Genomic DNA, 26,319 nt, shown 5'->3' with positions numbered 1-26,319 from the left:
CCGGGACCCGGTCAGGCGACCGGGACGGGCGGGGCCGGCTCCGCCCGGAGGTGCGCCGTCCCGGAGCGCACGGCCCAGCCGAACACCGCGAGCGAGACGACGCCGACCACGATCGTGTCGTACGGCGCGGGCAGCCGGCCCGAGCCTCCGAAGGTGCCCAGCCAGGACAGCAGGGTCAGCGCGGCCAGCTGGCAGACCAGCCAGGCGCCGTCCCGCAGCTCCTCGCGCACCGGCCGCCCGCCGGCGTCGCGGCGCAGCAGCAGGAACAGCGGCACACCGGCGAGCACCAGCGGCAGCGCGAGGCGCAGATCGTGCCAGCCCGACCAGTAGACGAATTCGGAGGACACCACGAAGCTGATCGGCGCGATCCAGCGCACCCCGGGCACCTGGCCGTCCTTGCGGACCATTCCCTGTTCCCGGTCCCGCGCCCGGAACACGGCGACGGCGACCGCGGACGCCGCGTAGATGAGCAGATACATGTCGCCCATCACGCTGACGATGTCCTGCCAGCCGCCGAACGGCAGCATGAACAGGACGATGACGACGAGGTTGAGCAGCAGCGCCCGGTGGGCCGTGCCGGAGCGGGCGTCGATCCGCATGAAGAAGCGCGGCAGCAGGCCGTTCTTGGCCAGGGCGTAAGTGTGCCGGGCGTCGATCGCGACCCCGACGTAGGCCGAGCCGCCCGGCGAGACGACCGCGTCGGCGTAGAGCAGGGTGGCCAGCCAGTGCAGGTTGAGCACCAGGGCGAGCTGCCCGAACGGTGACTCGAAGTTCACGCCCTGCCATCCGTGGCCGAGCAGCGAGTCCGGCACCGTGTAGAGGAAGGCGAGCTGCAGTCCCAGGTAGACCAGCACGGCCAGCCCGATGCCGGTGAGTACCGCGCCCGGCACGTTGCGCCGGGGGTTGCGGGCCTCTCCGGAGAAGTCGAGGGGCGCCTGGAAGCCGTTGACGGAGTACACGATGCCGCCGCTGGCGAGCGCGGTCAGGCAGGCCGCGTAGCCGTACGGCGCGAAGCCGCCGTGGTCGGTGAGCCGCCCGGAGTGCGTGCCGGAGAGGAAGAGCGCCACCACGGTGAGGACGGGCACGACGACCTTGAACAGCGACACCAGGTTGTTCAGCCGGGCGAAGGTGCGGACCGCGAACCAGTTGAGCGCGGTCAGCAGGATGCTCAGCCCCGAGGCCACGGCCAGGCCGGACGCGGTCAGCCGGCCGTTGTCGTAGAGACCCGGGAGGTAGTGCGCGGCGTACTGCATGATCGCGCTGATCTCCGCCGCCGTGCCGCCGACCGACAGCAGCACCGACCAGCCGATCACGGTGCCGACCAGCCGGCCGCTCGCGTAGAGCGGCCAGCGCACGGTTCCGCCGCCCTCGGGGCGGGTGGCTCCGAGCTCCACCATCACCAGCGCCACCAGGCCGCACAGCACGCCCGCCGCGACCCAGGACAGCAACGAGGCGGGCCCCGCGGTCTGCGCGGCGAACATGGCCGCGAACAGCCAGCCGGAGCCGAGGATGTTGGAGAACCCGATCGCCGCCAGGCTCCAGAACCCGAGCTCCTTGCGGAGCCGGCGTTCCTCGCTCAGTACCGTGGGGGCCTCCGGAGCCTGCCGTGGCTCGCTCTGCGGCACGTGCACGCACCTCCTCGTGGGACGCGGAACGCTGGGTTCCCCAGCGTGTCACGCCGGTCGCCGCGGATCGCAGAGGATCGCTCCCCAGCAGCCGTGTGGCTCGTTCACCGCATCTGACGGCGCACCAGCTCATGGAACATGCCGCCGGTGTCGGCGAGGAGCTCCGCGGGCGGGCCCTGCTGGAGGACCCGGCCGTCCGACATCACGATCACGCGGTCGGCGTCCATGACGGTGGACAGCCGGTGCGCGATGACGATGCGTGTCGAGCGCAGCTTGCGGGTGCTCTCGGTCACGACGCGCTGGGTCTCGTTGTCGAGGGCGCTGGTGGCCTCGTCGAAGAACAGGATGCGCGGGTGGCGGATCAGGGCCTGGGCGATCATCAGACGCTGCCGCTGGCCGCCGGAGACGGTGCCGCCGCCGTCGGAGAGGACGGTGTGCATGCCCATCGGCATGCCCTTGATGTCCTCGGTCAGCCCCGCCATCGCGGCGGCCTCCCAGGCCTCTTCCAGGGAGAACGTCTCGGAACCGCAGATGCAGTCCAGGATCGACCCGGTGAACGGCTGCGCGTTCTGCAGGACGACCCCGCACTGGCGTCGCACGGCCGCCGGGTCGAGGGCCGTCAGGTCCTGACCGTCGTAGAGCACGCTGCCGGAGACCGGCCGGTCGAAGCCGATGAGCAGCCGGAGCAGGGTCGACTTGCCGCAGCCGCTGGCTCCGACGACCGCGACGAACTCGCCCGGCAGGATCCGGAACGACACGTTGTCGAGCACCAGCGGCGCGTCGTCGGCGTACCGGAACGACAGCTGCTTGACCTCGATCTCGCCGGACAGCACGCCCGGCTGTGTGGTGCCGCCGCCGACCTCGGGCACCTCGTCGAGCAGCGGTTTGATCTGCTCGAACAGCGGCAGGACGGAGACCGCGGAGATGAGCGCGCCGGTCAGCTGGGTCACCGACGTCAGCAGCATCGTCACAGCGGTGTTGAAGGTGAGGAAGCTGCCGGCCGACAGGGTCCCGCGGGCCGGTCCTGCGAGCAGCATGAACATGATGAGGGTGCAGAGCGGCAGATAGACCGCGTTGACGACCGTGATCAGGTTCTTGATCCGGCCCACCCGCTGCTGCAGTTCGCGGCTGCGGGCGAACTCGCGGGCCCAGGAGGCGTAGGCGAAGCTCTCCGCCGCGGCGACGCGCAGTTTGGGCAGTCCGCGCAGCGTCTGGAACGCCTGGTTGTTGAGCTTGTTGCCGAGCACGATCAGGCGGCGCTGCCAGCGCAGTTGCCACAGCCCCAGGGTGAGGAACACCGCACCGATCACGGTGAGCATCGCCAGCGCCAGCAGGGCCAGCGTGGGGCTGTACCAGAGCAGCAGGGCGAGGTTCACCGCACCGACGGTGCCCGCCTGCACGGCCACCGAGCTGATGCCGGACAGGACGCGGCGGATGGCGCTGATGCCCATGGCCGCGCTGGCCAGCTCTCCGGTGGAGCGCCCGGCGAAGAACTTCGTCGGCAGGCGCAGCAGCCGGTCCCAGACGGCCGGTTGGAGCGTGGACTCGATGCGCCCTTCCATGCGCAGGATGGAGATGTTCTCCAGCAGCATGAAGGCGGCCGAGACGATGGTGGTGGCCACGATCGCCAGCGAGGTCTGGACGATGAGGCTGTTCTCGGCGTTCGGTACGTAGACCCCGAGAACCTGACCCGTCGCGATGGGCACCAGCGCGCCGAGTCCGACCGCGACGAGGCCGCCCAGGATCAGGTTGCGCAGGTCCGCCCGGGTACCGCGCAGACTGAAGCGGAGCAACCGCCAGGCGGCTATGGGCTGGTCGGGCAGCGGCCGGTAGAACATGACGGCGCGGGGCTGGAACGCGTCCGCGGCCGCGCCCGCGCCCCCGCCCCTGCTCCCGATGCGCGTCCGCTCGCCGGTGACCGGATCCACCGCCTCGTATCCGCCGCGGCGCCACAGCAGCGCTACCGGCGCGCCCGTTCCGGCCCGGTGGCCCAGCAGGGGGCCGGAGTCCTCCCGCCACCAGCGGCCGTCGAGTCTGACCGTGCGGGTGCGGAAGCCCGAGCTCACCGCGATGCGCTCGACCGGGCTCGACCGGCCGTTCGACGAGCCGCCGTCCACGGGTGCCGACACGGTGATTCCGGCCGCGTCGGCGACTCTGCGGCAGGCCGCGAGTGTGGCGTCGTCGGTGCCGTCGGCCGGGTGGGACGGGGTCCTCCCTCCCGGCCTGTCGATGGAGGCCAGCAGCGCCTGGTCCGCCTGCGCGCGCACCGTCCGGCCGGCCTTGATGCCGGCCGCCGTCCGGTCCTCATGGGCGCGCTCGATGCGTTCGATCCAGCGGTCCAGCGCGAACAGCAGCCGGGACTGCTGATTGACCACCCGCTGCCACATCGCCCCGTCGATGAGCAGATCGGCGGCCGCCTCGCTGCTGAACGCGGCGCCGTACCGCACACTTCCGGGGGCCACCGGCATCCACAGGATGTTGTCGTCGGCCGCTTCGTACTCCGCGGCCGGCTGCGCTGTTCCCGGTCCATGGCCCGGCTGACCGTCGTGGGGGGCCTCGAACAGGACGCGCAGACTGCGCCCGACCCCGCGGGCGAACGCGTCCTCCAGCGGGCTCAGGGGCGCTTCGTAGCCGCCGTACGACTGCTGGTCCCCGTAGCCGTCGTACCCACCGGGCTCGCCGTACCCGCCGTACCCGGGCCCGAACAGTTCCCGCAGCTGGATCCGGCGCAGTTCGCACCCCTGCAGGGGCCGTCCGACGAGGGTGTGGCGCGGGCCTTCCGCCGGTCCGAGCACCAGGGTTCCCGTTTCGAGCCGGCCGAGGAAGTGCCAGTGCCCCTGGTTTCCGGAGTCGACCGCGAACAGGTCCAGCGCCCCGCCCACGACCAGCCACAGCACATGGGGCCCCTCCAGGCTCATGCTGCGGGTCCCGGCGCAGTCGACGGGCCGTCCCAGGCCGCCGAGGGCTCCCACGACCACATCGCCGGGCACGGCGCCCGGCACGGCGTCGGTGACCACGGGGTGCTGGACGGATGTCATCTCAGTGCTCCCTGACGAGCTCGGCGTACGGCCCGCCGGCCGCCACCAGGTCCTCGTGCCGCCCGCGTTCCACGACCGTGCCGTGGTCGAGCACGACGATCTCGTCGCTGTCGCGCACCGTGCTGAGCCGGTGCGCGATCACGACGCAGGCACAGCCCCGCCGCCGCAGATTGTCGATGATCACCTGCTCGGTCTCGGCGTCCAGGGCGCTGGTCACCTCGTCGAGGACCAGGACGCTGGGCCGGCGGACCAGCGCTCTGGCGATCTCCAGTCGCTGCCGCTGGCCGCCGGAGAAGTTGCGGCCGTCCTTCTCGACCCGGCTGTGGATGCCGCCGGGACGCCGGGCGACCGTGTCATGGATGGCGGCGTCCTTGAGCGCGGCGATGACGTCGTCGTCGGGTATCGACGGATCCCACAGCGCGACGTTGTCCCGGACGGTGCCCTCGAAGAGGAAGACGTCCTGATCGACGAAGGAGACCGAGGCGGACAGCGCGCTGCGGGAGATCTCGTCGAGCCGCTGCCCGTCGATGCGGATCGAGCCCTCCCACGGGTTGTACAGACCCGAGATCAGCCGGGACACCGTGGACTTGCCGCTGCCCGAGCCGCCGACCAGCGCCACCTGCCGACCGGGGCCGACCGACAGGGAGAAGTCGGTGAGCAGCGGTTTGTCGAGCGGGCTGTAGCCGAAGGTGACGTTCTCCAGCGTCACGTGGCCCTTGAGCCTGCGGGTGCTCGCGGCCGGCTCGCTGCGGGAGTACAGCCCGTCCACCGGGAAGCTCTCGACGTCCTTGAGCCGGGCCACGTCGGCCGCGAAGTCCTGGATCCGGCCGGCCACCCCGTTGAGCCGGGTGACCGGTGCGGTGAAGCTGGTCACCAGCGCCTGGAAGGCGACGAGCAGGCCGATGGAGATATGGCCCTCCACGGCCCGCAGCCCGCCGATCCACAGGATCAGCGCGCTGTTGAGCGCCGCGAGGGTGGGGGCGACGACGGCCAGTACCGCGCTGGGCACGCCGAGCCGCTGCTGCCCGTCCAGGGTCGTGGCGTGCTGGCCGGCCCAGCGGCGGAAGTAGCCGTTCTCGGCGCCGGTCGCCTTCATCGTCTCGATGAGCTGGAGTCCGCCGTACGAGGTGTTGGTCAGCCGGGCGCTGTCGGCCCGCAGCTTCTGCGTACCGGTGGCGCGGATCCGTACCACCACGCGCATCGCCGCGACGTTGAGCAGCGCGATCAGCACGCCGACGACCGTCAGTTGCGGATCGTAGGTCCACAGCAGGACCGCGTAGAGCACCACGACCACGGCATCCACCCCGGCGGCGGCGAGGTCCCTGGCCAGGGTCTCGGCCACCGTGTCGTTGGACTGCAGGCGCTGGACGAGGTCGGCCGGGTTGCGCTGGGCGAAGAACGTGACGGGCAGCCGGAGCAGATGCCGCATGAACCGGGCGCTGCCGAAGGTGGACGAGATGATGCGGCCGCGCAGCAGATTCGCCTGCTGCACAGCGGTCAGCACGGCGGTCAGCACGACCATCGCGGCCATCGACCCGAAGAGCACCGGCAGCAGCGACGTCTGGTTGCCGAACAGGAACAGGTCGATGTACGTCCGGCTGAGAGCCGGCGCCGAAGCGCCGACGACGACGAGCAGGAAGCTGGCGATCAGTACTGCCGCCATCGTGCCCGTGGTGCCGCGCAGCCGGGCCGGCAGGGCGCTCATCACCCCGGGCTTGCGGCCGCCGCGGCGGAACCTGCCGCCGGGCTCGAAGGTCAGCACGACGCCGGTGAAGCTCGAGTCGAACTCCTCCCACGACACGAAACGCCGGCCCCGGGCCGGATCGTTGAGGTGGATCCCCTTGCGGCCGAAGCGCCGTCCCATCCCGTCGAGGACGACGAAGTGGTTGAACTCCCAGAACAGGACGGCCGGCGCCCGGACCTCCGCGAGGGCGGCGGGCTCCATCTGCATGCCCTTGGCGTCCAGACCGTATCTGCGGGCCGCCTTCAGCACGTTGCTGGCCCGGGAGCCGTCGCGGGACACACCGCAGGCGATGCGGAGTTCTTCGAGGGGGACGTGCCGGCCGTGGTGGCCGAGCACCATCGCGAGCGAGGCGGCACCGCACTCCACGGCTTCCATCTGCAGAACGGTGGGGCTGCGGACGGTCTTCTGCTTCTTCGCCTTCCCCGGCTTCTTCCGCTTCCGCGGATTCGGATTCGGCGTCGGCGTCTGCGTCTGCGTTGGCGTCGGCGCGTGCCGCCCGCGGCCTGCCGGGGTCGGGCGGTGCTGCGCGCTCACGGAAGGACCCAATCGATCGGATGCTGTGCGGTCAGATGGACGGCGCCGCTGACCAGCGTCGTGGAATCGATCGGGTACGGCGGTCCGTGCGCCGACGACCAGCTGAAGCCGGACGTGGTGCCGGCCGACCGTTCCAGGGAGACCATGACCGCCACCGGCTGGCCCTGCGCCGAGAACTGCTCGCCCAGCTGACGGTTCCCGAGGAAATCGCTGATCTGCTGCCGGGTCTCGGGATTCCGGCCGATCGCCATGACGCGGCCCCGCAGCACACCGAACCGCTGCGCCGGCACCGACTGGACGGTCAGCTCCACCGAGGCGCCCACCGGGATCGTCGACGCGCTGCCGCCGGGCGCGTACAACACCGCCACCAGTGGGTCGTTGGGCTGGTCCATGCGCTCCACCGTCGCCAGGTCCGCGCCGGTGGCGACGACTGCGCCGATCTTGGCCGTGATCGCGGTCACCCGGCCCGCGGCCACCGTGCGAACGGTTTCGGCCCTCCGGTCCGTGCGTACGGTCAGCAGCGGGGCGCCCGCGGGCAGCGTGTCGCCCTCTTTGGCGAGGGTCGCGGTGATCTGGCCGGCGACCGGACTCTGCAGAAGGTAACTGCCTTCCGCATGCGTCAGGATTCCGGGTGCGTTCAGCTTGGACGACACCGTGCCCGTCACCGCCCAGAAGCATCCGACGGCCATGACGACCGCTGTGACGGTCAGCACGAGCCAGCCCTGCGGCCGGGCGAGAAGCACCGGTACGTCGAGGTCTTCGGGCGATTGCAGCTTGGACAGCGCCTTTTGGCGGAACTGCACGGAAGTATTCCTTCAACTGCATTCGGGTGCGGCATTCATAGGCCCCGGAACGAGGGGTTCCGGGGCCTATGGCCGACCTTACGATGCGTCAGAAGCACCGCTGGGCCGGGTCATGCCGACGCTATGGCGTCTCATGCAGAACCTGACGGTCAGAGACCGGCGGCCAGACCGTTGACCTGCGCCGGGAGGAGACCGGTGACCGTCGAGAGCGGCAGCGAGACCGGCAGGGCCGACTCGACGGTGCCCACGATGTCGCCGACCGACAGACCGTCGACGCCGACACCGACGCCGACACCGCCGGAGACGTTGTCCAGGTCGCTGTCGGAAATTTCGCGGGTCTCGACCTGGGGGGTGAAGTCGTTGCGCATGACTTGCGGTTCCCTTCATAGCTGTGGGGGGTTCATGAATAGCGTCGGCCGGTTCGGCGGAAAGCCGGTCCGGCCGGTTCAACGGTCGTCCGATGCCCGAATGATTCGGAAACCCGTTTCGCAACTCCCGTATGTCGCAAGACACAACCACGTCAACGCGCTGCCGGGCCACCCTGCCCTTCACAGTGTTTCGGTCGGCGTTTCGGTACCGCGAGACGCTCACCGGCGGCATTGCCCACCGAATGCCGACGAATTCTTCACATGCTGGAAACGGGCCATTCTCACGGGCCGGTCCCCTCGTCGATCCTGATCGGACATATCCGCGTTTAGGGTTCGGCGCACGTCCGGCCCGGCGGGATCCCGCCGGGCCGCTGTGCGTTTTCCGCGTGCGCGATGTGCAGATCACCGGGGGCGGCCGGGTGTCATGGATGGTCGCCGCCGGTTCACCGGGAGTCGGCGAGTGCCGTGGGCATGCCCTGCAGGACCGCGGGAAGCCGGTCGCGTCCGCCGATGCCGAGTTTCCGGTAGGCGTTGGTGAGATGGATCTCGACGGTGCGCTGCCCCACCGACAGGACTTCGGCGAGTTCCCGGTTGGACTTGCCTTCGGCAGCGAGCATGGCGGTGCGCAGTTCGGCGGCCGTCAGCGCGGCGACTCCGTCCGTGTGCGAGGACTTCGGCGGGCGGCCGCCCGATGCGGACAGCTCGATACGGGAGCGGGTCGCCAGATCCGCGCAGCCGCACTCCTCCGCCAGGTCGAGCGCGGCGCGCAGTGCCCGCCTGGCCGGCACCGGACGCTTGTCGCGGCTGAGGGCCGTGCCGTGCTCGGCCAGGGACCGTGCCAGCTCGAACCGGTCGGCGGAGCGCCGCAGAACGGAGACGGACTCCTCCAGCGCGGCCAGCCCCTGGGATCCGCCGGCAGCGGCCCCCAGCGTCCGGAGCGCGACACCCAGCGGGCCCGGCGCACCCCATCGGCGGGCCAGTTCGACCGCTTCCGCGGCCTTGCGGCGCGCCCCGGCGGTCTCGCCGAGCGCCAGCAGGGCCGCCGAGCTCTCGGCCTGCCAGGGTGCGACGGCGGGATTCGCCACGTTCCAGGACGGCAGCCGGCGGCCGGCGGCCAGCAGGTCCCGGAGCCCCTCGGCCGGGTGTCCCGCGGCGGCGCGCAGCCGGCCCCGGGCGAGCAACAGGGCGGTGCCGCCCCAGGTCTTCGGCAGGTCGCCGCACAGGTCCGACCGTTCGACCAGGCTCTCCGCCTCGTCGTACTCGCCCAGGTCGACCAGGATCTCCACCCGCCGGGCCAGGAGTTCCACCGCCGCACCCGTTCGCCGTGGTGCCCCGCAGCCGATGAGCATCCCGAAGGCGATCCGGGCGTCCTCGGCCGCGGCGGGCATCCGGCCGAGCCGGTGGGCGACGACACCGCGCAGCGACCGGGCCGCGGCGATGGCCGGCCGGTGCTGCCAGCGTTCGGCATGACCGACCATCGCGTCGCAGAACTCGTGGGCCTCCTCGGCGCGGCCGGCCTGGGCCAGCACCAGGACGCTGCGCAGGATGGGCCGCATCGCGTCGGGGGTGAGGGGCAGGACCATCAACGCCTGCTGGGCGAGGGCCACGGCGCGGGATCTGGACCTGCCCGCCCACCCGGTCCGCAGGGCGAGCAGGCTCAGATAGCGCCCGTCGGCCGCCCCGCCCTGGGGTGCCGGCCTGGGTAGCCGGTGCAGCTGCTTGGCCGCCGCCTCCGCGGTCGCCTCGCAGTCGAACTGCAACTCCGCCGAGCAGAGCGCCTGGTCGGTGGAGACGGGTCCCGTCCGGGTGCGGACGAGTTCGACGGCGGTCTCGTGGCGTCCTGTCATGGCGAGCAGCTCCGCCAGCTCCCGCACCACACCCGGCCGCCCCTCCGGCTCCGCCGGATGGGAGGAGACCGTGGTCAGATGGCGGATCGCCGCGCCGAAGTCCAGATACCCCTCGGCCCGGCCCAGCGCCCGCAGCAGCGGTATGCGCTCGTCGTCCGGAACCGGCTCGCCCAGCGCCCTGGTCAGGTAGGCGACGGCCATGTCGGGTTCGCCCCGGCCGAGCGCGGATTCGGCGGCGTCGCGCAGCACCGCGACCACCCATGGTTCGGCCGGCGCTGGGGTGGCCATGAGCTGTTCGACCACCCGGTCCTGCGGAGCGCCGGTGTCCCGCAGGATCCGGGCCGCCGCGCCGCGCAGGGTCCGCAGTTCCGCGAACGGCAGGTGCTGGATCATCGTGCCGCGCAGCAGCGGTTGCGCGAAGGTCAGGAACCGGTCCGCCACGCGCAGCAGTCCCGCCCGCCCGAGCGCCGCCGTCACCTCCATGACCACCGGCGGCTCGACACCGCAGACGGCGGCGACGCGGCCGGGGTCCGCATCGTCGCCGAGGACGGCGACGGCTCGGGCGACGTCGAGCGCGTACGGCGATATTCGGCGCAGCCGGGCGTGCAGCCGGGAGGCGAGCCGGGGTACGGCGATATCGCCGAGCACGGCGGCCGGGCCGGCGGTGGGCGTGACCGCCCGGTCCCTCAGCACGGCGGTCAGCTCGGTCACGCACAGCGGGTTGCCGCCTGTTTCCCGCAGGAACGAGGCGACGAACGACGCGTCCGGCGGGGCGGCCAGGGCGCGTTCGATGAGCGTTGCCACTGCCGGGGCGGCGAGAGCCGCCGGGTGCAGCTCCACCGTGCTGACGGCCAGCAGCTCGTCGAGGGCGGCGGCATCCGTGCAGGGCTCACCTGGGCACACCGTCAGCAGCACCGCGATCCGGGCATGTTCGACACGTTGCGGCAGGGTGCTCAGCCAGCGCAGCGACTGCGGGTCCAGCCACTGCAGGTCGTCCACCGCCACGAGCACCGGAGCCTGGGACGCCAGATGCGCGAGTCCGCGGTGCAGGGCGTAGAGCTCGGTCAGCGACGCCTCGCCCGCGGGCCTGGTGACCGGCAGCTCACGGGCCCGGGACAGGGAGTCGGCGCAGGTGACCAGGCCGGCTTCCACGAGGTCCGGCAGAACGGGCTCGAACAGCCTGCTCACCAGTCCGAAGGGCAGCTCGCGTTCGGCCGAGCTGCCGCGGGCGGTCAGCACGGTGAAGCCGCTTCGCCGGGCGCGGCGGACCGCGTCGTCGAGCAGCGCCGTCTTCCCCGTCCCGGCACCGGCGCTGACCACCACTACGCGGCCGGCCTCCGCGGCCGCTCCGGTCAGCATCGCCTCGACCTCGGCGATCTCCGTGTCGCGGCCGACCAGACCTGACGTGGCCGTGTTCATGGACTACCCATTTCCTGCGGCCGGGCGTCATGACGCGGACGTGCTGACGAGCGGGCTCAGCAGGGACGGCGTGCCGCGTCGGCGCCTACGCCGTGCGGCTCCCGCCCCGCCGGGGGGCGACTGCCTGCTGCCGTGCCCGGTCGACCACGCCGTCACCCCGGCCCTGCTCGATTGAGGGACACACCTGATGCGGACGTTCCTCGTCGGGTCTTCGGCAGTCGAGAGCGAGCACCCCGACCGCGGCCGGCCATCCATGGGAGCACCACGGACGATCGCCGGGTCGCGCCATGTTCACACACCGCACATCAGAGGGGACGGATCAGTTCGGGCGGGGCCCGGCGGGCCACTGTAGTGGTCCCGGGAGCCGGGGCCGGAATCGGGCCGTCCGGTTCGGTCGGGCCCCCAGACCGTATCGGCCATCGTTCGGGTTCGCCATGCCTCAAGTGTTCGATCGGGACGCCGCGAGCGGGCTCCGGCTCCCCCGCACCCGGCCCACCGCCCCCATCAGGCCGCCGGGCGGACCGACTTCGTGGCCGCACTCATGTCGCCGCCCGTTCCGGCCGCCGGAGCAGATAGACGGCCGCGGTCGAGACCAGGACGGCCATGCAGGCGATGAACACCAGCCCCGCACCCTCCAGGCCGATCGGACCGGTCAGCAATCCCACCCCGATCACCGGCACCGAGATCCCCGCGTACGCCACCACGAACAGCGTCGAGATCACCGAAGCGCGCCGGTCGGCGGGAGACGCCGCGGCCACCGCGGACAGCGCCCCGCGGAACGCCATCCCCTGCCCGGCACCACCCACGATCGCGCTCAGCACGACGAGCGCGAGCAGGTCCCAGCGCAACGCGCCGGCGAGCAGCGCCAGCCCGGCGAAGAGCCCGGCGCAGCCCAGCGGCAGTGACCGCTCCACCCCGACCCGGCCGACCGCGAGCTGCCCGGCGGTCGACGCGAAGAAGGCCAGCGCGACGACCAGCCCGCTGACCGCGCGGTTGTCCACGCCCAGGGACTGCGAGAGGAACGCGGGGCTGACCGAGGTGAACACCCCGAACAGGGCGAACCCGACGAACGAGGCGATCGCCGCCGGCCCGAACACCGCCCGCACCTGTCTGGGCAGTCCCGGCCGCTGCGGCCGTACCGCGGCCAGTGGTCGCCGCTCCCGTACGGTCTCGGGAAGGCGCACCAGCGCGACGGCCGAGACCGCCACCAGTGCCATGTGCACGATGAACGGCAGGTACAGCGGCCAGACGGCGTACTGCGCGAGCACTCCGGCGAGCAGCGGGCCACAGCCGAGTCCACCCATGTTGGCGGCCGTCGCCACGAACGTGGCCCGGGAGGTGCCACCGTCCGGTGCCAGCTCCATCACGTAGGCCGTGGCGGCTCCGGTGAACAGACCGGCGGAGAGTCCCGAGAACAGCCGGCCCGCGTACAGCCAGCCCAGCCCCACGGCGCACAGGAAGCAGACGGCGCTCGCCAGCGCGAATCCCAGGCCCGCCAGCAGCACCGGCCGCCGGCCCACGACGTCCGAGGCATTGCCCGCGAGCAGCAGCACACCGATGACACCGAGGGCGTAGACGGCGTAGACGACCGTCACCGTCAGCTCGGAGAACCCGAACTTCTCCTGGTAGAGGCCGTAGAGCGGGGTCGGCAGCGTGGTGCCGGCCATGCACACGGCGAACACCGCCCCGCCGACCAAACACTGGCGCCACCCTTGGCGATCACCGGTCATGCCCCCGACGGTAACCGCGCGCCCCGTCCCGGGCCCGCGCGGCAAGCCCGACACGCCGCGCCGCCGTACCGCTCGGCGGTTGTCAAAGAGTGAGTGGTCGTGAGTCCGGTGCGGACCGGCCGCGTAGGACCAGGTAGCAGGCGTCGGCGGGGTCGCGGGAGAACGCGGGACCGGACACCCGTGGGCGCTCTTCGTGATCCAGCTGGAGGTCAGCGAGTTGAGCCACCGACAGGCGAACAAGCGGTCAGAAATCATCGCCGGCACCGCGGCGGCCGTTCTCGCGGCGACCGTGATCCTGCTCCCCGACGCCGACGCGAGCACCGCCCGGCAGCACTCCCCCGTGCCCGCTTCCTCCTCGGCCACTCGCCCGGGAGGCCTAGTCCCAGGTGCGGGGGCGGTGGCCCGCCCTGCCAATGGAAGGTAGCGGCAGGCTGGCCGCCCCTGCCTTTGGAGCGCTATGAGCACCCCGCCCGCGAAGCCCGCGTCCGAGCCACCCGCCGTGGACCGCACGGGGGGCTCGCACGCCGGGCGGATCGTGAAGAGCACCCTGTCGATCGTGCTGATCACGCTCACCTGCATTCTCGTGCCGGTCTCCCTGATCGCCGTCTGGGTCCACGACATCGCTCTGGACACCGACCGCTATGTCTCCACCATCGGCCCGCTCGCCAGGAACGCCGCGGTCCAGGACGCCGCTGTGAACCGGATCGGCGAGGCCGCGGGCGTCCGCGTCGACGGCGACCAGGTCGCCTCCGACCTGGCGGCCTGGCTGGAATCCCAGGGCCTGCCACCCCGCGTCGGCACCGCCTTCAAGGCCCTGGGACCCAAAATCGACGACGCCGCCCAACAGGTCGTCGAGAAGGTGGCGGGCAAGTTCGTACGGAGCGACCGGTTCGCCACCATCTGGGACGACACCAACCGGCGCGCCCACTCCTCGATCGTGCACGCCCTCACCGGCGAGGGGCGCGGCGCGGTGGGCGTCGACGACGGCACCGTCACCCTCGATGTCGGCGCCGCCGTGGAATCCGTCAAGCAGGAACTCGTCGACGCCGGCCTCGCCCCGGCGGCGCATATCCCTGATGTCGACAAGAAGATGGTGCTCCTGCAGTCCGACAAGCTCTCCAAGATCCGCGGCGCGGCCCATCTGCTCGACGTCGTCGGCAACTGGCTGCCCGTGCTCACCGTGCTGCTCGGCACCGCCGGAGTGCTGCTCGCCCGCCGGCGCCGCCGCGCGCTGGTGACCGTCATGCTCGGCGCCGCCGGGGTCTGCCTGATCTTCGCCATCGGCCTCGCCGTCGCCCGGCACTACTACCTCGACCACCTGCCGGCGCAGGTGCAGTCCCCCGGGGCCGCCGCAGCGATCTTCGACACCCTCCTGCACTTCCTGAAGGTCAGCATCCGCACCGCGCTGGTCCTCGGCGTGGTCGTGGCGCTCGGCGCCTACCTGTCGGGCATGGGACGGCTGCCACGCGCCGTACGGGGCACCGCCGAGCGCACGGCGGACTCCGCCGCGCGCTGGGGCGCGGCCCACGGGGTGCACACCGGCCAGGTCGGCACCTGGACGGTGCGCTACCGGAAGTGGCTCACCACCGGCGTGCTGCTGCTCCTCGCGCTGATCTTCGCGCTCTGGAACCACCCCACGGTGCTCACCGTCCTGCTGCTGGTGCTCATCCTCCTCGCCGTGCTCGCCCTGCTCGCCCTGCTGGCCGCGACCGGCCGCACCACCGACGCCCGTGCGGACGGCGCCGGGCACGAGGCGGGCTGAGTCCGTCCCACGCCCGGCGGGCCGTCCGGAGGAACGGACAGATCACTCGACTCGCATCTGGGGCATTTTTGGTCGATTGGCCAAGCATTTGCCAGCTGGTTTACGAATCTGGCCTCGCGGATGCAGGATGTCGGGTACAGGGATGTGCGAGAACCGCGGAGGATCACTCCCCCTGTTCCTGCTCACGAGGCCAGGGAAGGACCCATGACCACGGAACCCCTCAACGCCCGCACCCGGGACGGCAGCGCCGGAGACGTCGACCACGCCGCCATCGGCTCCGGACACTCCTCCTACCGGAGGCCCGACACCCGCATCGCGCAGTCCATCGCCGAGGCCCTGGACGGCGCCCGGACCGTGCTCAACGTCGGTGCCGGCGCCGGGTCCTACGAGAGCGCCGCCCCCGCCGTGACCGCCGTCGAGCCCTCCGAGTCGATGCGCGCCCGGCGCCCGGCCCGCTTCGCCCGCGCGGTCGACGCCGTCGCCGAGCACCTCCCGTTCGCCGACGGGGAGTTCGACGGCGCCATGACCCTCTTCAGCGTCCAACAGTGGAGCGATGTCACGGCCGGCCTGAGCGAGATGCGGCGCGTCACCCGCGGCCCGGTCGTCGTCCTGACCTGCGACCCGGAACGCGTCCGCGACTTCTGGCTCCACGAGTACGCCCCGGAGGTCCTCGACACCGAGGCCCGCCGCTACCCGCCGATCGACGAGATGGCCGCCGCCCTGGGCGGCCGCGCCACGATCGGCACCGTCCCGATCCCCCTCGACTGCACGGACGGCTTCAACGAGGCCTACTACGGCCGCCCCGAGCTGCTTCTCGACCCGGCAGCCCGCCAGGCCTGCTCGGCGTGGAGTTTCGTCGACGACGGAGTCCGCGAACGCTTCGACACGACGCTCCGCCGTGATCTGGAGTCCGGGGCCTGGGACGAACGCTTCGGCCACCTGCGGGGCCGGCCGACGTACGAAGGGTCGCTCGTCATCGTGCGCGCGACTCCGTGACAAGAAAGAGGAACGGCATCATGGGAGTACCCGACCGCATGGACGAGCAGCTGCGCGCCCTGGGGCTCGTCGAGGCGCAGCGCAAGGCCGTGCGCCTCTTCGCCGAGGTCGAGGCGCGCGGCCTGGTCGCGCCCGGGGCGGGCGAGCGCGAGGTCAGCGACCGGATCCGGGACCTCGCGAACGAGCTGTTCGGCACGACGAAGCACTGGCACAAGCGGATCGTCCGCTCCGGCCCGCACACGCTGTTCCCGTACCAGGAGAACCCGCCGGACCGGATCATCGGCGAGGACGACATCGCCTTCGCCGACTTCGGACCGATCTTCGAGGAGTACGAGGCGGACTTCGGCCGCACCTTCGTCTTCGGCGGCGACCCGGCCAAGCACCGGCTGCGCGAGGACCTGGCGACCGTCTTCGCCGGCGGCCGGAGCGCCTTCCGGGCGGATCCACGGATCACCGGCCGGCAGCTGTACGCGGAGGTGGCGCGGCTCGCCGGCGCGGCGGGCTGGACGCTCGGCGGCTGGCACGCGGGCCATCTGGTCGGCGAGTTCCCGCACGAGAGCATCGACGGCGCCAGGGCCGAGTCGTACATCACCCCGGACAACGACACCCCGATCCGCCGCACCGACCGCGCGGGCTGGCGCTGTCACTGGATCCTGGAGATCCACCTCATCGACGAGGAGCACGGCTTCGGCGGCTTCTACGAGCAGCTGCTCGATCTGGCGTGACGCCGCCGGTCGTCCCTCATGTGCCCGCCGGGCCGTCGGCGTCGGTCGATGAGTCGCGGCTCGTGCGGTGCAGGCGCAGCGGAATGGGGGTGGGGCGCAGGGCCAGGCCGGGGACCGGGCGGACGGGGGAGCCGGGCAGGGGGTGCAGGTGCCAGCGGTCGATGACGGTTGCCAGGGTGAGGGTGGCTTCGGTGAGTCCGAAGTCGTTGCCGATGCACTGCCGGGCACCGGCGGAGAACGGGATGTACGCCCCGCGCGGCAACCGGCCCGCGGGGGTGGTGAGCCAGCGGTCGGGGTCGAACCGCTCGGGGTCGGGGAACAGGCCGCCCTGACGGTGCATCTGATACGGGCTGAAGATCACCGTGGTGCCCCGGGGAAGGACGGTGTCGCCGAGCCGGCTGTCCTGCGTCACATTGCGGGTGAAGAGCCAGCCGGGCGGATACAGGCGCAGCGCCTCGGAGATGACGCGGCCGGTGAGTTCCAGCCGGGGCAGGTCGTGCCACTCGGCCGCTCTGCCGCCCAGCACGGTGTGGACCTCGGCGCGTACCCGCTGCTGGATCCCGGGGTTACCGGCCAGGAGGTGGCAGGCCCAGGCCATGGTCGATCCGGTGGTGTCGATTCCCGCCATGAGGAAGGACATGACCTGGTCGTGGATCTCGGCCGGGGCCAGGCCGTCCGTACCGTCCTCGTCCGAGCCGTCCCCGTCCTCGTCCCTGGCCTCCAGCAGGAGAGTCAGCATGTCCTCGTGGCGCCGGCCGCGGCGGCGGTAGTCGCCGATGATCCCGTCGATCGTCGCGTTCAGTGTGGCCTGGGCACGCGCGCAGCGCCGGTTCCACGGGGCCCGCTGCCTGCTCAGCGGTGCGAACATGTTCCAGAACCCGGCTTTGACGATGATGTCGATGCACCGCACCATCTCCGCGATCGCCGCCTCGTCCGGCCCGGCGGCGAACAGTGTCGCGGTGGCCACCCGCGCCGAGTTCGCGTGCATGCACGAGAAGGCGTCGATGGTCTGCCCGTCCGTCCATGCGCGGGTCATGGTGTCGATGTGCCCGGTCATCGTCGCGGCGTAGGCGGGCAGGCGGTCGCGGCGGAAGGCGGGCTGCAGCAGCCGTCGCTGGCGCCGGTGGGCCTGGTGGGGGCAGGTCACCAGGCCCTCTCCCAGGGTGCGCTTGCTCTGCTCGTAGACCGGGCCGTCCTTGTCGAAGGTCCGGTCGTCCATCAGCACCCGGTGCACCAGGTCCGGATGGCACACGACCAGCCCGTGCCACGGGCCGATGCTGATGCGGACCAGGTCCGCGTGGGCGGACAGCGAGGTCAGGAACGCCAGCGGATCCTTCATGATGCGCGGCGCGTGGCCCAGGAGCCACCATCTGCCGGGCGCGGTGCCCGTCGTGTAGGGGGCGATGCGGTGGTGCTGGGACATACGGTTCCTCGCGGCGGGAGCCTTCGGACCGACGGCGGGTCGGTCGGACGAGGTGAGAACTCCCCGAGGAAACCGAAGTTACGTCGCCTGGCCGCAGAGCACTCGAAGGAGGAGGAACCCCTGACGGTTCACGTCACGAGGGGCAGCAACGGACCGTCGACCCCGGTGAGTTCACGCAGCCGGAGGATGTCCCGCCAGGAGAGGCCGAGAGCGCGCGCCGCGTACCGGAAGGTGACACAGCCCGCTCCCGGCGCGAACTGCCGCAGCGCGTACAGGACTTGGTCCCTGCTGGTGGGTACCGGGACCGGTGGCCGCGGCGGCGCGGTGGTCCGGAGCCGCTCGGCGGCGTCGCGTTCACGGGCCAGTTCCGAGAAGCCGCAGATCCGCAGGGCGAGGCTCCCCGCGTCATCGCCGGAGCCAGGCGCGGATACCACAACGCCCCTTTGCTGGCGGCCGGGTTGAGCGGCCCCCAGCGAGCCGGCTGCCTGACGCTGCTGCGCGACGCGGCCCGTGAGCACGCCGCCCGGCACGGTACCCGGCACTGGTGGCCCTACCTCACCGACCGGGCCGCCACGGAACTGGGCGACGCCTACGGCACCGCGCCGCGCCGGATCGAGGACGACGCCACCATCACCCTGCCCGGCACGGGCTTCGACGACTACCTCGCCGCTCTCCCGGCCAAGCGGCGCAGCGGCATCCGCGGCGAACGCCGCGCGTTCGACGCCCGGGGCCTGACCGTGCGCACCGGGCCGCTCGCGAACTGTGTGGCGGACGCCGGGCGGCTGCTGGCGATCCTGCAGCGCCACCACGGCCACACCACCGACACCGCGGCCATGACCGGCGTCATGCGCCGCCAGGCCCGGGCCATGGGCGAGGACGCCCGGGTCACCGCAGCCTACGACGGCCCCGCCATGGTCGCCTTCTCCCTCGTCTACCACTTCGGGAACACCGCGTGGCTGCGGGCCGTCGGCCATGATCCCGAGCGCACCGGCGACGCGTTCGAGTACTTCAACCTCGCCTACTACCTGCCGATCGAGGACGCGTACCGGCACGGGTGCACCCACCTCCACGCCGGGATGAAGTCCCTCGCCGCCAAGCGCGGCCGCGGAGCGCACACCTCACCGCTGTGGGCCCTGGCCGACCCGCCACGCTGACCGGGGTACCACGGACGCACCCGCCGGCGTGGAAGGACCTCTGCCGGACCGCCGCGCGACGGTCCGGCAGAGGGGTAGCGGGGCCCGAGTGATCAGACCCGGTCGGCGGCGATGAGAAGGTACTGGAAACTGCCGTCCTTGTAGGCGGTGAGGAACGGGTCCTCGATGCCGGTGACCAGCGACGACTTGGCGCGCAGCTCCCAGTACGGGATGGTCGCGGCGGTGAGGTCCACGACGCTGATCGGGACGAGCCGGTTGGCCGCCATCTCCTTGAAGTAGGTGCTGCGGGGGTGGATGTCGCAGATGTAGTGCGCGTTGATCTGACTCACCGCCCTGGAGGGCAGTCCATAGGTGTCGTTGTAGCAGCCGGTGATGGTGACGTACCGCCCACCGCGCGCCAGCAGCCGGGAGTGCTCGGCGAACAGCTGGGCCAGGTCGACGTACATGGTGCTCTCGTTGTTCCAGATCCCGCGGAAGGAACCCGTGTCGAAGCCGGTGCTCAGCATGTTCTTGAGGTGGAACCGCACCTTGTCGTCCACACCCCGCTTGACGGCCTGGTCGTTGGCGAAGTCGACCTGGGACTGGGAGATGGACACCCCGTCGACCGAGCACCCGAACCGCTGGTTGGCCACGATGCTGCCCCCGCCGCGGCCCGATCCGGCGTCCAGCAGCCGGTCCTCGGGGGCGATGGAGCCGAACTGGTCGAGGAGGAACTCGGTCTGGTTGCATTCCAGCCGGTGGAGCTCCTTGGTGACCAGGTTCTCCCGCAGGTCCTCCGACGCGTCGAGGACCGACCAGTCGACGTCACCGATCCCGTAGTGGTGGTGGTAGATGCCGTCCACGTCGCCCAGGCGGAGGTTGACCGGGTTCTTCTCAGCGTTCCAGTAGGCGGCCACGGACCGCTGGTAGGGGCTGGTGTTGAGGAGAGGGGCGGGGGCGGTGATGTGGTCGATGGTCATGTGCGGGCTTACTCCTTTGATCGTCAGGTCACTTCAGGGTTGGAGCTCAGGGTGATGTGGCATACCGGCCGCCGACGTGGCCGGCGTGCCATTCGTGGTTGCCGCCCATCCAGTTCGCGAGCCCGGTCACGTACCGGGCGGCGACCGGATGGGCGGTGAGCGCGGCGGCCTCGGTCTCGAACGCGCGCACAAGCTCGTTGTGCACCTCGATGGCCTTCGTGAAGGCGTCGTCGATCGTGCAGTCCTCCTCCTCCGCGATGACGGTCGGCAGGCTGTAGTGGAAGCGGCCCGACGCCTGTTCCTTGCGCAGGGAGTACAGGTCGTTGAGGACCGTGGAGGCGGTGGAGGCGAGCGCGGTCGCGCGCTGCACGGCCGGCAGGGCGAACAGTTCGGCGGGGAGTTCATAGCCGCCGATCGCGTCCGTGATCGCCAGGCACGGGCGGAAGGAGTTGAGCTGACGCTGGACCAGGTACTCCCATACCCGGGGAGTGCGTTCCTCCTGGACGCACGCGGCTTCGGCCTCGTAGCCGAGGTACAGGCTGGCGACCTCATGGCGGTACCGGTGGGACTGGGCGGGGGTGGCGAGCTGGGTGAAGGACTCCATGGCCGAGTGCATGGCGCGCAGCGCCGGATGCGAGGCCAGGGCCGCCCGCCAGTCGGCGTCGTAGGGGGCGGGCATGTGGGTGGGGTCGATCGCGGACTGGGCGACGGCGAGGCGGGCGCCGAGGCCCTCGGGTGTGCCGCCCAGCTCGGGTTCGCAGAAGTAGTCGTCCACCGCGTTCTCGCCGGCCAGGAGTTTGGCGGCGGTCAGGAGATGGCCGGTGGTGGGGGCGTCGGGGTGGCAGAGCACGACGGAACGGCCCGGGTCGAACTTCAGCAGACCGGCGCGCAGGTCCGGCGAACGGAACAGGTCGACGTCATCGGCCCATTGGAGGAGTTGCTCGTTGATCAGGTCGGCGAGCGTTCGGTCGTCGCGTACCGCGGGCGGGCAGTGCAGCCCCTCGATCCTCGCGGACGCCGCGGCCGGCGCCGGGGCCGGGGCCGGCGACTGGGCCGACGCCGGTGGCCGTGGCGGCGACGGTGGCTGTGCGGGCGCTGATGGCTGTGCGGGCGCCGACGGCTGTGCGGGCGTCGTTGCCGTTGCCGGTGCCGGGCGGGCCGGGAGGTGGGGCGGACGTGCGAAGCGGCTGGCGGCGCTTCCCAGACCGGTCGGCCCGGCGAGGATTCGTTCCAGCGCTTCGGCCGGGGGCTGGCCTCGGCCGGTGGTGGTCATGACGTGTGCTCTCCCTGACTGACGTTGGCCATGTGTTGCGACGCCGTTCACGCGCCACGCCGGAATCCTTCGCGGCAACCCAATGAATATGGTGATTCTGAGCAATGTGGGCGCAGCGCCTGGGCTGAATCATTACCGTCATGGCCACACCTCACACTCACTCGATCGAGTGATGGCGCGGGGGAGGAAGATCAGCAATACTTCAACCGGCGAGTTCCCCTGCAATCAAGGGAGTTGGACCGAGGGCGGCGCCAGGTCGGCCACCGGCCCGGCGATACCGATTCCTCCGGGTGGAAGCGGCATATCACGCCGGATATCGCTCCTGTTTCAGGATTTCGCAACCCCGTCGTACCACTTCACTCGTTTCGGGAACTGACGCCGCATTTCGCGTGGGAACAAGTAATCCACGGACATTGAAGAACGCCACGGCAAAGGACTCCACCCATGTCGATCGAAGCCCGTCCGGAATCCGCGCCCGCTCAGGGAATCAGCCCGTCCCATACGAGCCTTGATACGGCTGCTGCCCGGAATCTGGCGACCACCACCAAGTCCGCACCTCAGATGGCGGGAATCTCCTCCCGCTGGCTGCTGCGCATGCTGCCCTGGGTAGAAGTCTCGGCCGGCACCTACCGGGTCAACCGCCGGCTGACCTACTCCGTGGGCGACGGCAAGGTGACCTTCGTCAAAACCGGGTCACAAGTGCGGGTCGTCCCCGCCGAACTCGGCGAACTCGCCCTGCTGCGCTCCTTCGAGGACACCGCGGTCCTCACCGCGCTCGCCGACCGCTTCACCCAGCGCGAGTTCGCCCCCGGCGAGCTCCTGGCCGAAGCCGGCCAGCCCGTCGACACCCTCTACCTCCTCGCCCACGGCAAGGTCGAAAAGCTCAGCGAGGGCGAATTCGGCGAGCAGAATCGTCTCGGCGTCCTCGCCGACGGCGCCCACTTCGGCGAACAGGGCCTGCTCGACCCGGAAACACCCTGGGACTTCACCGCCAAAGCCGCCACCACCACCACCGTGCTGGCCCTGTCCCGGCAGGACTTCCAGACCCTCGCCGACCAGTCCCCCGCCCTGCGCGCCCACATCGAGGCCTACCGCGCCATCCCCCGCCAACGGGTCAACAAGCGCGGCGAAGCCGCCATCGAACTGGCCTCCGGCCACAAGGGCGAAGCAGACCTGCCGTCCACGTTCGTCGACTACGAAGTCGCCCCCCGCGAATACGAACTGAGCGTCGCCCAGACCGTCCTGCGCGTCCACAGCCGCGTCGCGGACCTCTACAACGAACCGATGAACCAGATCGAGCAACAGCTCAAACTCACCATCGAAGCCCTGCGCGAACGCCAGGAACACGAACTCATCAACAACCGCGAGTTCGGGCTGCTGCACGCCGCCGACTACGACCAGCGCATCCAGCCGCACGCCGGCCCCCCGCTCCCCGACGACCTCGACGAACTCATCAGCCGCCGCCGCGGCACCCGCTTCCTGCTCGCCCACCCCCGCACCATCGCCGCCATCGGCCGCGAATGGACCCGCAAAGGCCTCTATCCGGGCAACGTCGAAGTCGACGGCAGCAGCGTTCTCGCCTGGCGCGGCGTGCCCATCCTCAGTTGCGGAAAGATCCCGATCAGTGAGGCCCGCACCAGCTCGATCATCGCGGTGCGTACCGGCGAGGACAACCAGGGCGTCATCGGCCTGCGCCAGACCGGCATCCCCGACGAGTACGAGCCCGGACTGAACGTGCGGTTCATGGGGCTGAGCGACAAGGCCATCATCAGCTACCTCGTCAGCGCCTACTACTCCGCCGCCGTACTCGTCCCCGACGCCCTCGGCATCCTGGAGAACGTCAACATCGCCAACTGGCGCGACTGAGGACGGTCAACGGCGGTCGCCGGGCCCGTCCGTCCCACGGGCCCGGTCACGCCTCGGTACCGAGACCGTTGAACGGCAGGGGCGTCAGGGGGTCGGGGCGCCGCCCCCGAGGGCCAGGCCGTCGGCGACCAGGCCGGCGAGCACCGCCTGGCCCAGGGCCTGTACGGCGGACTGCGGACGGACCATCACCGTGAACTCCTTGACCCGGCCCGCCTCGTCGAACTGGAGCATGTCGATGCCGTGGATCTCCTTGCCGTCCACGGTGGCCCGGAAGAGCAGGATCTCCGACGGGGCCTCCGCGCCGTCGGTGCTGGTCTCGGCCGTGCCGTCGAACCGTCCGACGTAGCGGAAGTCCTCGAAGGTGCGCAGCAGCACGCCGAAGAGCCCCAGCACCATGGCCTTGCCCTCGAAGGGCGTGAACTTCACCGGGCTGTAGAAGCGGATGTCGTCGGTGAACAGGTCGTCCAGTGCGGCGAGATCGCGCTTCTCCACGGCGGTGCGGAAGCGTTCAGCGGTCTCCATGACCCCTCCTGATACTCAAGGATATGACTAATCATGTTCTTGGGTAGGATGCGCTGCAGGACGGGGAAAGGGAAGGGGGCGCTTCGATGGCTTTGCGACATGCCGTGCTGGCGGCGCTGCTGGACGGCGAGTACAGCGGGTACCAGCTGGCGAAGGCGTTCGACATCGGCGTCGGGAACTTCTGGCACGCCCTGCCCCAGCAGCTGTACGCCGAGCTGGCGAAGCTGGAGAAGGAAGGGCTGGTCGCGGGCCGGCAGGTGGTCCAGGAGTCCCGGCCCAACAAGCGCATGTTCCACGTCACCGACGACGGACTCGCCGAACTGGAGGCCTTCGCCGCGGCCTCGTCCAAGCCTTCTGTCATCCGCGACGACCTCCTCGTCAAGGTCCAGGCCGTCGACCGCGTCGGCACCGCGCCCGTACTCGAACAGCTCCAGGAGCGCGCTGCCGCGGCCGAGGCCAAGATCGAGCTGCTCGGCAAACTGCTGCGCCAGCTGCGCGGCGACGCCGACGAGGAGGAGTTCCTGCGCCACGGCGAGCGGATCGGGCCCTATCTGACCTGCCTGCGCGGCCTGGCCTTCGAGCAGGACCACCGGGACTGGTGCCTTCGCATCGCCGCCGTGCTGCGGGAAAGGCGGTCGACCCATGCCGAACGGTGACCACCTGCGCTGCGTCGCCCTGGGCGACAGCCAGACCGAAGGGCTCGGCGACACCGGCCGGCGCGAAGCGCCCTCGGACCCGGCCTGGTCCTCTGGGTTGCGGACCTGCGGGGAAGCGGTCCATTGTGGAAATGCGTGGGGTGTGCTTCTTTGACCTGAGGCGGCCGTTATGGGTGTGCCTGTTGTCCCTCCCCCTCCCGCGGCCCGGCCTCCGTCGGGACCTGGATCGACGGAGAAGGGGCTCAAGGACGGCGCGCTGGGGTTGTTCTCCAGCATGGTGATCGGCCTGGCCTCGACCGCGCCCGCGTACAGTCTCGCGGCGACCCTCGGAGTCATCGTCGCGGTCGTCGGGTTCCAGTCACCGATCGTGATCATCCTGTCCTTCATCCCGATGTTCCTGATCGCCTACGCGTACAAGCAGCTCAACGAGGCGGACCCGGACTGCGGCACCACCTTCACCTGGGCTTCGAGGGCGTTCGGCCCGCGGACCGGGTGGATGGGCGGCTGGGGCATCATCGCCGCCGACATCATCGTCATGGCGAACCTTGCCCAGATCGCCGGGGCGTACGGCTTCCAGCTCATCGGCGCTGACGGGCTGGCCGAGAACACCACGTGGGTCACCGTGGTCGGCGTGGTGTGGATCGCCGTGATGACGCTCATCTGCTACATCGGCATCGAGCTCTCGGCCAACCTGCAGAAGGTGCTGCTCACCATCGAGATCGTGGTGCTCTTCCTGCTGGCCGTCACCGCGCTGGTCAAGGTGTACGCGGGAACGGCACCGAGCGTGTCGACGGAGGTCTCCTGGTCGTGGTTCAACCCCGCCAAGATCGACTCGCTGGACGCCCTCACCAAGGGCATCCTCGCCGGCATCTTCATCTACTGGGGCTGGGACACAGCCGTGTCGGTCAACGAGGAGACCAAGGACCGCGGCCGCACACCGGGCCGGGCCGCGGTCATGTCCACCGTCATCCTGCTGCTCGTCTACGTGGTGGTCACCGTGTCCGCGCAGGCCTTCGCCGGGGTCGGGGACAAGGGCATCGGGCTCGCCAACCCGGACAACTCCGGGGACGTGCTGTCCAGCCTCGGCAGCGAGGTCTTCGGTTCCGGGGGCTGGGGCGGGTTCGCCACCAAACTCCTGATCTTCATGGTGCTCACCTCGGCCGCGGCCTCCACCCAGACCACCATCCTGCCGACGGCGCGCACCACGCTCTCGATGGCCGCGTTCAAGGCGATCCCGGACCGGTTCGCCCGGATGCACCCCCGGTTCCTCACCCCGACCTGGTCGACCGTCGGCATGGGACTGGCCTCCATCGCCTTCTACGTCATGCTGACCCGCGTCAGTGAGAACGTGCTGGCCGACTCCATCGGTTCGGTGGGTCTGATGATCGCCTTCTACTACGGGCTCACCGGGTTCGCCTGTGTCTGGTACTACCGCAAGGTGCTCACCCGGAGCCCCCGCGATCTGTGGGGCAAGGGGATCATGCCGGGGGTCGGCGGCGCCCTGCTGCTGTACTTCTTCATCAACGCCTGCGTGGTGTACTCCGCCTCGGACTACGGCAGCACCTCGTGGACCCTGCCGTTCCCGCCGCACTGGCAGTTCGGCGGAGTCTTCGTCACCGGTATCGGCGCGCTGGTGCTCGGCGGCATCCTGATGCTCGTCTACCGGGTGATCCGCCCCGCGTTCTTCCGCCAGGAGACCATCGCCGTCTCCGCCCATCAACCCGGCGACGGTCCGCTCCCGGAGCGGGAACCGCGGTAGGGATTCCGCCGGTCGGCCGCGGCCCGGCCGGTCCCCGGTCCGGCCGTCCAGGAGCCGTGGCCGGGCCTTGTGTGGCACGGTTCATCCCGTGGTCCACCTGCCGCCACACACCGTAC

At 71.0% G+C, this 26,319-nt stretch carries 19 protein-coding genes; 7 read left to right on the top strand and 12 right to left on the bottom strand.

Going from position 1 to position 26,319, the window contains the following annotated elements; translation table 11 throughout:
- Positions 1 to 11: 11 nt before the first annotated feature.
- The 7 genes from LNW73_RS30170 to LNW73_RS30140 all read right to left on the bottom strand — a co-directional run bounded on the left by LNW73_RS30170 (position 12) and on the right by LNW73_RS30140 (position 13,108).
- Positions 12 to 1,625 carry an APC family permease gene (locus LNW73_RS30170; protein WP_250992083.1) on the bottom strand — a complete coding sequence of 538 codons (1,614 nt, stop codon included), beginning with the start codon at positions 1,623 to 1,625 and terminating at the stop codon, positions 12 to 14.
- Positions 1,626 to 1,729: 104 nt separating this feature from the next.
- Entirely contained in the window at positions 1,730 to 4,663 is a 2,934-nt protein-coding gene (locus tag LNW73_RS30165) for an NHLP bacteriocin export ABC transporter permease/ATPase subunit (protein ID WP_250992082.1), read from the bottom strand.
- A gap of 1 nt (position 4,664) precedes the next feature.
- Positions 4,665 to 6,782 (bottom strand): NHLP family bacteriocin export ABC transporter peptidase/permease/ATPase subunit, encoded by a 2,118-nt coding sequence (locus tag LNW73_RS30160; RefSeq protein WP_250993083.1) that lies wholly within the window; start codon positions 6,780 to 6,782, stop codon positions 4,665 to 4,667.
- 155 nt (positions 6,783 to 6,937) lie between these two features.
- Entirely contained in the window at positions 6,938 to 7,744 is an 807-nt protein-coding gene (locus tag LNW73_RS30155; RefSeq protein ID WP_250992081.1) for an HlyD family efflux transporter periplasmic adaptor subunit, read from the bottom strand.
- Positions 7,745 to 7,893: 149 nt separating this feature from the next.
- A complete protein-coding gene (locus LNW73_RS30150; RefSeq protein ID WP_250992080.1) occupies positions 7,894 to 8,112 on the bottom strand; it encodes a type A2 lantipeptide in 219 nt (72 codons plus the stop codon).
- 443 nt (positions 8,113 to 8,555) lie between these two features.
- Positions 8,556 to 11,378, bottom strand: coding sequence for an ATP-binding protein (locus LNW73_RS30145; protein ID WP_250992079.1), 2,823 nt, complete (start codon positions 11,376 to 11,378; stop codon positions 8,556 to 8,558).
- 539 nt (positions 11,379 to 11,917) lie between these two features.
- On the bottom strand, positions 11,918 to 13,108 hold the full coding sequence (locus tag LNW73_RS30140; RefSeq protein ID WP_250992078.1) for an MFS transporter: 1,191 nt from the start codon (positions 13,106 to 13,108) through the stop codon (positions 11,918 to 11,920).
- A 457-nt stretch (positions 13,109 to 13,565) separates the two neighbouring features.
- Between LNW73_RS30140 and LNW73_RS30135 the strand changes: the two genes are divergently transcribed.
- From LNW73_RS30135 to LNW73_RS30125, 3 genes are all read left to right on the top strand, one after another.
- Positions 13,566 to 14,870 carry a hypothetical protein gene (locus LNW73_RS30135; RefSeq protein WP_250992077.1) on the top strand — a complete coding sequence of 435 codons (1,305 nt, stop codon included), beginning with the start codon at positions 13,566 to 13,568 and terminating at the stop codon, positions 14,868 to 14,870.
- A gap of 204 nt (positions 14,871 to 15,074) precedes the next feature.
- A complete protein-coding gene (locus LNW73_RS30130) occupies positions 15,075 to 15,866 on the top strand; it encodes a class I SAM-dependent methyltransferase (RefSeq protein WP_250992076.1) in 792 nt (263 codons plus the stop codon).
- 20 nt (positions 15,867 to 15,886) lie between these two features.
- Positions 15,887 to 16,591 carry a M24 family metallopeptidase gene (locus LNW73_RS30125; RefSeq protein ID WP_250992075.1) on the top strand — a complete coding sequence of 235 codons (705 nt, stop codon included), beginning with the start codon at positions 15,887 to 15,889 and terminating at the stop codon, positions 16,589 to 16,591.
- A gap of 16 nt (positions 16,592 to 16,607) precedes the next feature.
- Here LNW73_RS30125 and LNW73_RS30120 read toward each other — a convergent pair whose 3' ends face one another.
- Together LNW73_RS30120 and LNW73_RS30115 are read right to left on the bottom strand one after the other, a co-directional pair.
- Positions 16,608 to 18,014 (bottom strand): cytochrome P450, encoded by a 1,407-nt coding sequence (locus LNW73_RS30120; protein WP_250992074.1) that lies wholly within the window; start codon positions 18,012 to 18,014, stop codon positions 16,608 to 16,610.
- Between the two features lie 128 nt (positions 18,015 to 18,142).
- Positions 18,143 to 18,448 carry a hypothetical protein gene (locus tag LNW73_RS30115; RefSeq protein WP_250992073.1) on the bottom strand — a complete coding sequence of 102 codons (306 nt, stop codon included), beginning with the start codon at positions 18,446 to 18,448 and terminating at the stop codon, positions 18,143 to 18,145.
- 24 nt (positions 18,449 to 18,472) lie between these two features.
- Between LNW73_RS30115 and LNW73_RS30110 the strand changes: the two genes are divergently transcribed.
- Positions 18,473 to 19,168, top strand: coding sequence for a GNAT family N-acetyltransferase (locus LNW73_RS30110; RefSeq protein WP_250992072.1), 696 nt, complete (start codon positions 18,473 to 18,475; stop codon positions 19,166 to 19,168).
- 92 nt (positions 19,169 to 19,260) lie between these two features.
- Here the strand turns inward: LNW73_RS30110 and LNW73_RS30105 are convergent, their stop codons facing one another.
- Positions 19,261 to 20,127, bottom strand: a complete 867-nt coding sequence (locus LNW73_RS30105) for a geranyl diphosphate 2-C-methyltransferase (protein ID WP_250974565.1) — start codon at positions 20,125 to 20,127, stop codon at positions 19,261 to 19,263.
- Between the two features lie 46 nt (positions 20,128 to 20,173).
- The gene (locus tag LNW73_RS30100) at positions 20,174 to 21,400 is read right to left on the bottom strand and encodes a family 2 encapsulin nanocompartment cargo protein terpene cyclase (protein WP_250992071.1); all 1,227 of its coding nucleotides are present in this window, start codon (positions 21,398 to 21,400) and stop codon (positions 20,174 to 20,176) included.
- 444 nt (positions 21,401 to 21,844) lie between these two features.
- Between LNW73_RS30100 and LNW73_RS30095 the strand changes: the two genes are divergently transcribed.
- Positions 21,845 to 23,266 (top strand): family 2B encapsulin nanocompartment shell protein, encoded by a 1,422-nt coding sequence (locus LNW73_RS30095; protein ID WP_250992070.1) that lies wholly within the window; start codon positions 21,845 to 21,847, stop codon positions 23,264 to 23,266.
- A gap of 84 nt (positions 23,267 to 23,350) precedes the next feature.
- On the opposite strand, the gene LNW73_RS30090 is transcribed toward LNW73_RS30095, so the two are convergent.
- A complete protein-coding gene (locus LNW73_RS30090; protein WP_250992069.1) occupies positions 23,351 to 23,788 on the bottom strand; it encodes a nuclear transport factor 2 family protein in 438 nt (145 codons plus the stop codon).
- An 86-nt stretch (positions 23,789 to 23,874) separates the two neighbouring features.
- On the opposite strand from LNW73_RS30090, the gene LNW73_RS30085 reads away from it, so the two are divergent.
- Together LNW73_RS30085 and LNW73_RS30080 are read left to right on the top strand one after the other, a co-directional pair.
- The gene (locus LNW73_RS30085; RefSeq protein WP_250992068.1) at positions 23,875 to 24,444 is read left to right on the top strand and encodes a PadR family transcriptional regulator; all 570 of its coding nucleotides are present in this window, start codon (positions 23,875 to 23,877) and stop codon (positions 24,442 to 24,444) included.
- Between the two features lie 262 nt (positions 24,445 to 24,706).
- The gene (locus LNW73_RS30080) at positions 24,707 to 26,203 is read left to right on the top strand and encodes an APC family permease (RefSeq protein WP_250992067.1); all 1,497 of its coding nucleotides are present in this window, start codon (positions 24,707 to 24,709) and stop codon (positions 26,201 to 26,203) included.
- Positions 26,204 to 26,319: the final 116 nt, after the last annotated feature.

The organism is Streptomyces sp. RKAG337 (assembly GCF_023701715.1).
Classification (GTDB): domain Bacteria; phylum Actinomycetota; class Actinomycetes; order Streptomycetales; family Streptomycetaceae; genus Actinacidiphila.
Note: the sequence above shows the minus strand (reverse complement) of the source record. Positions and strands in the feature narration are given on the sequence as shown.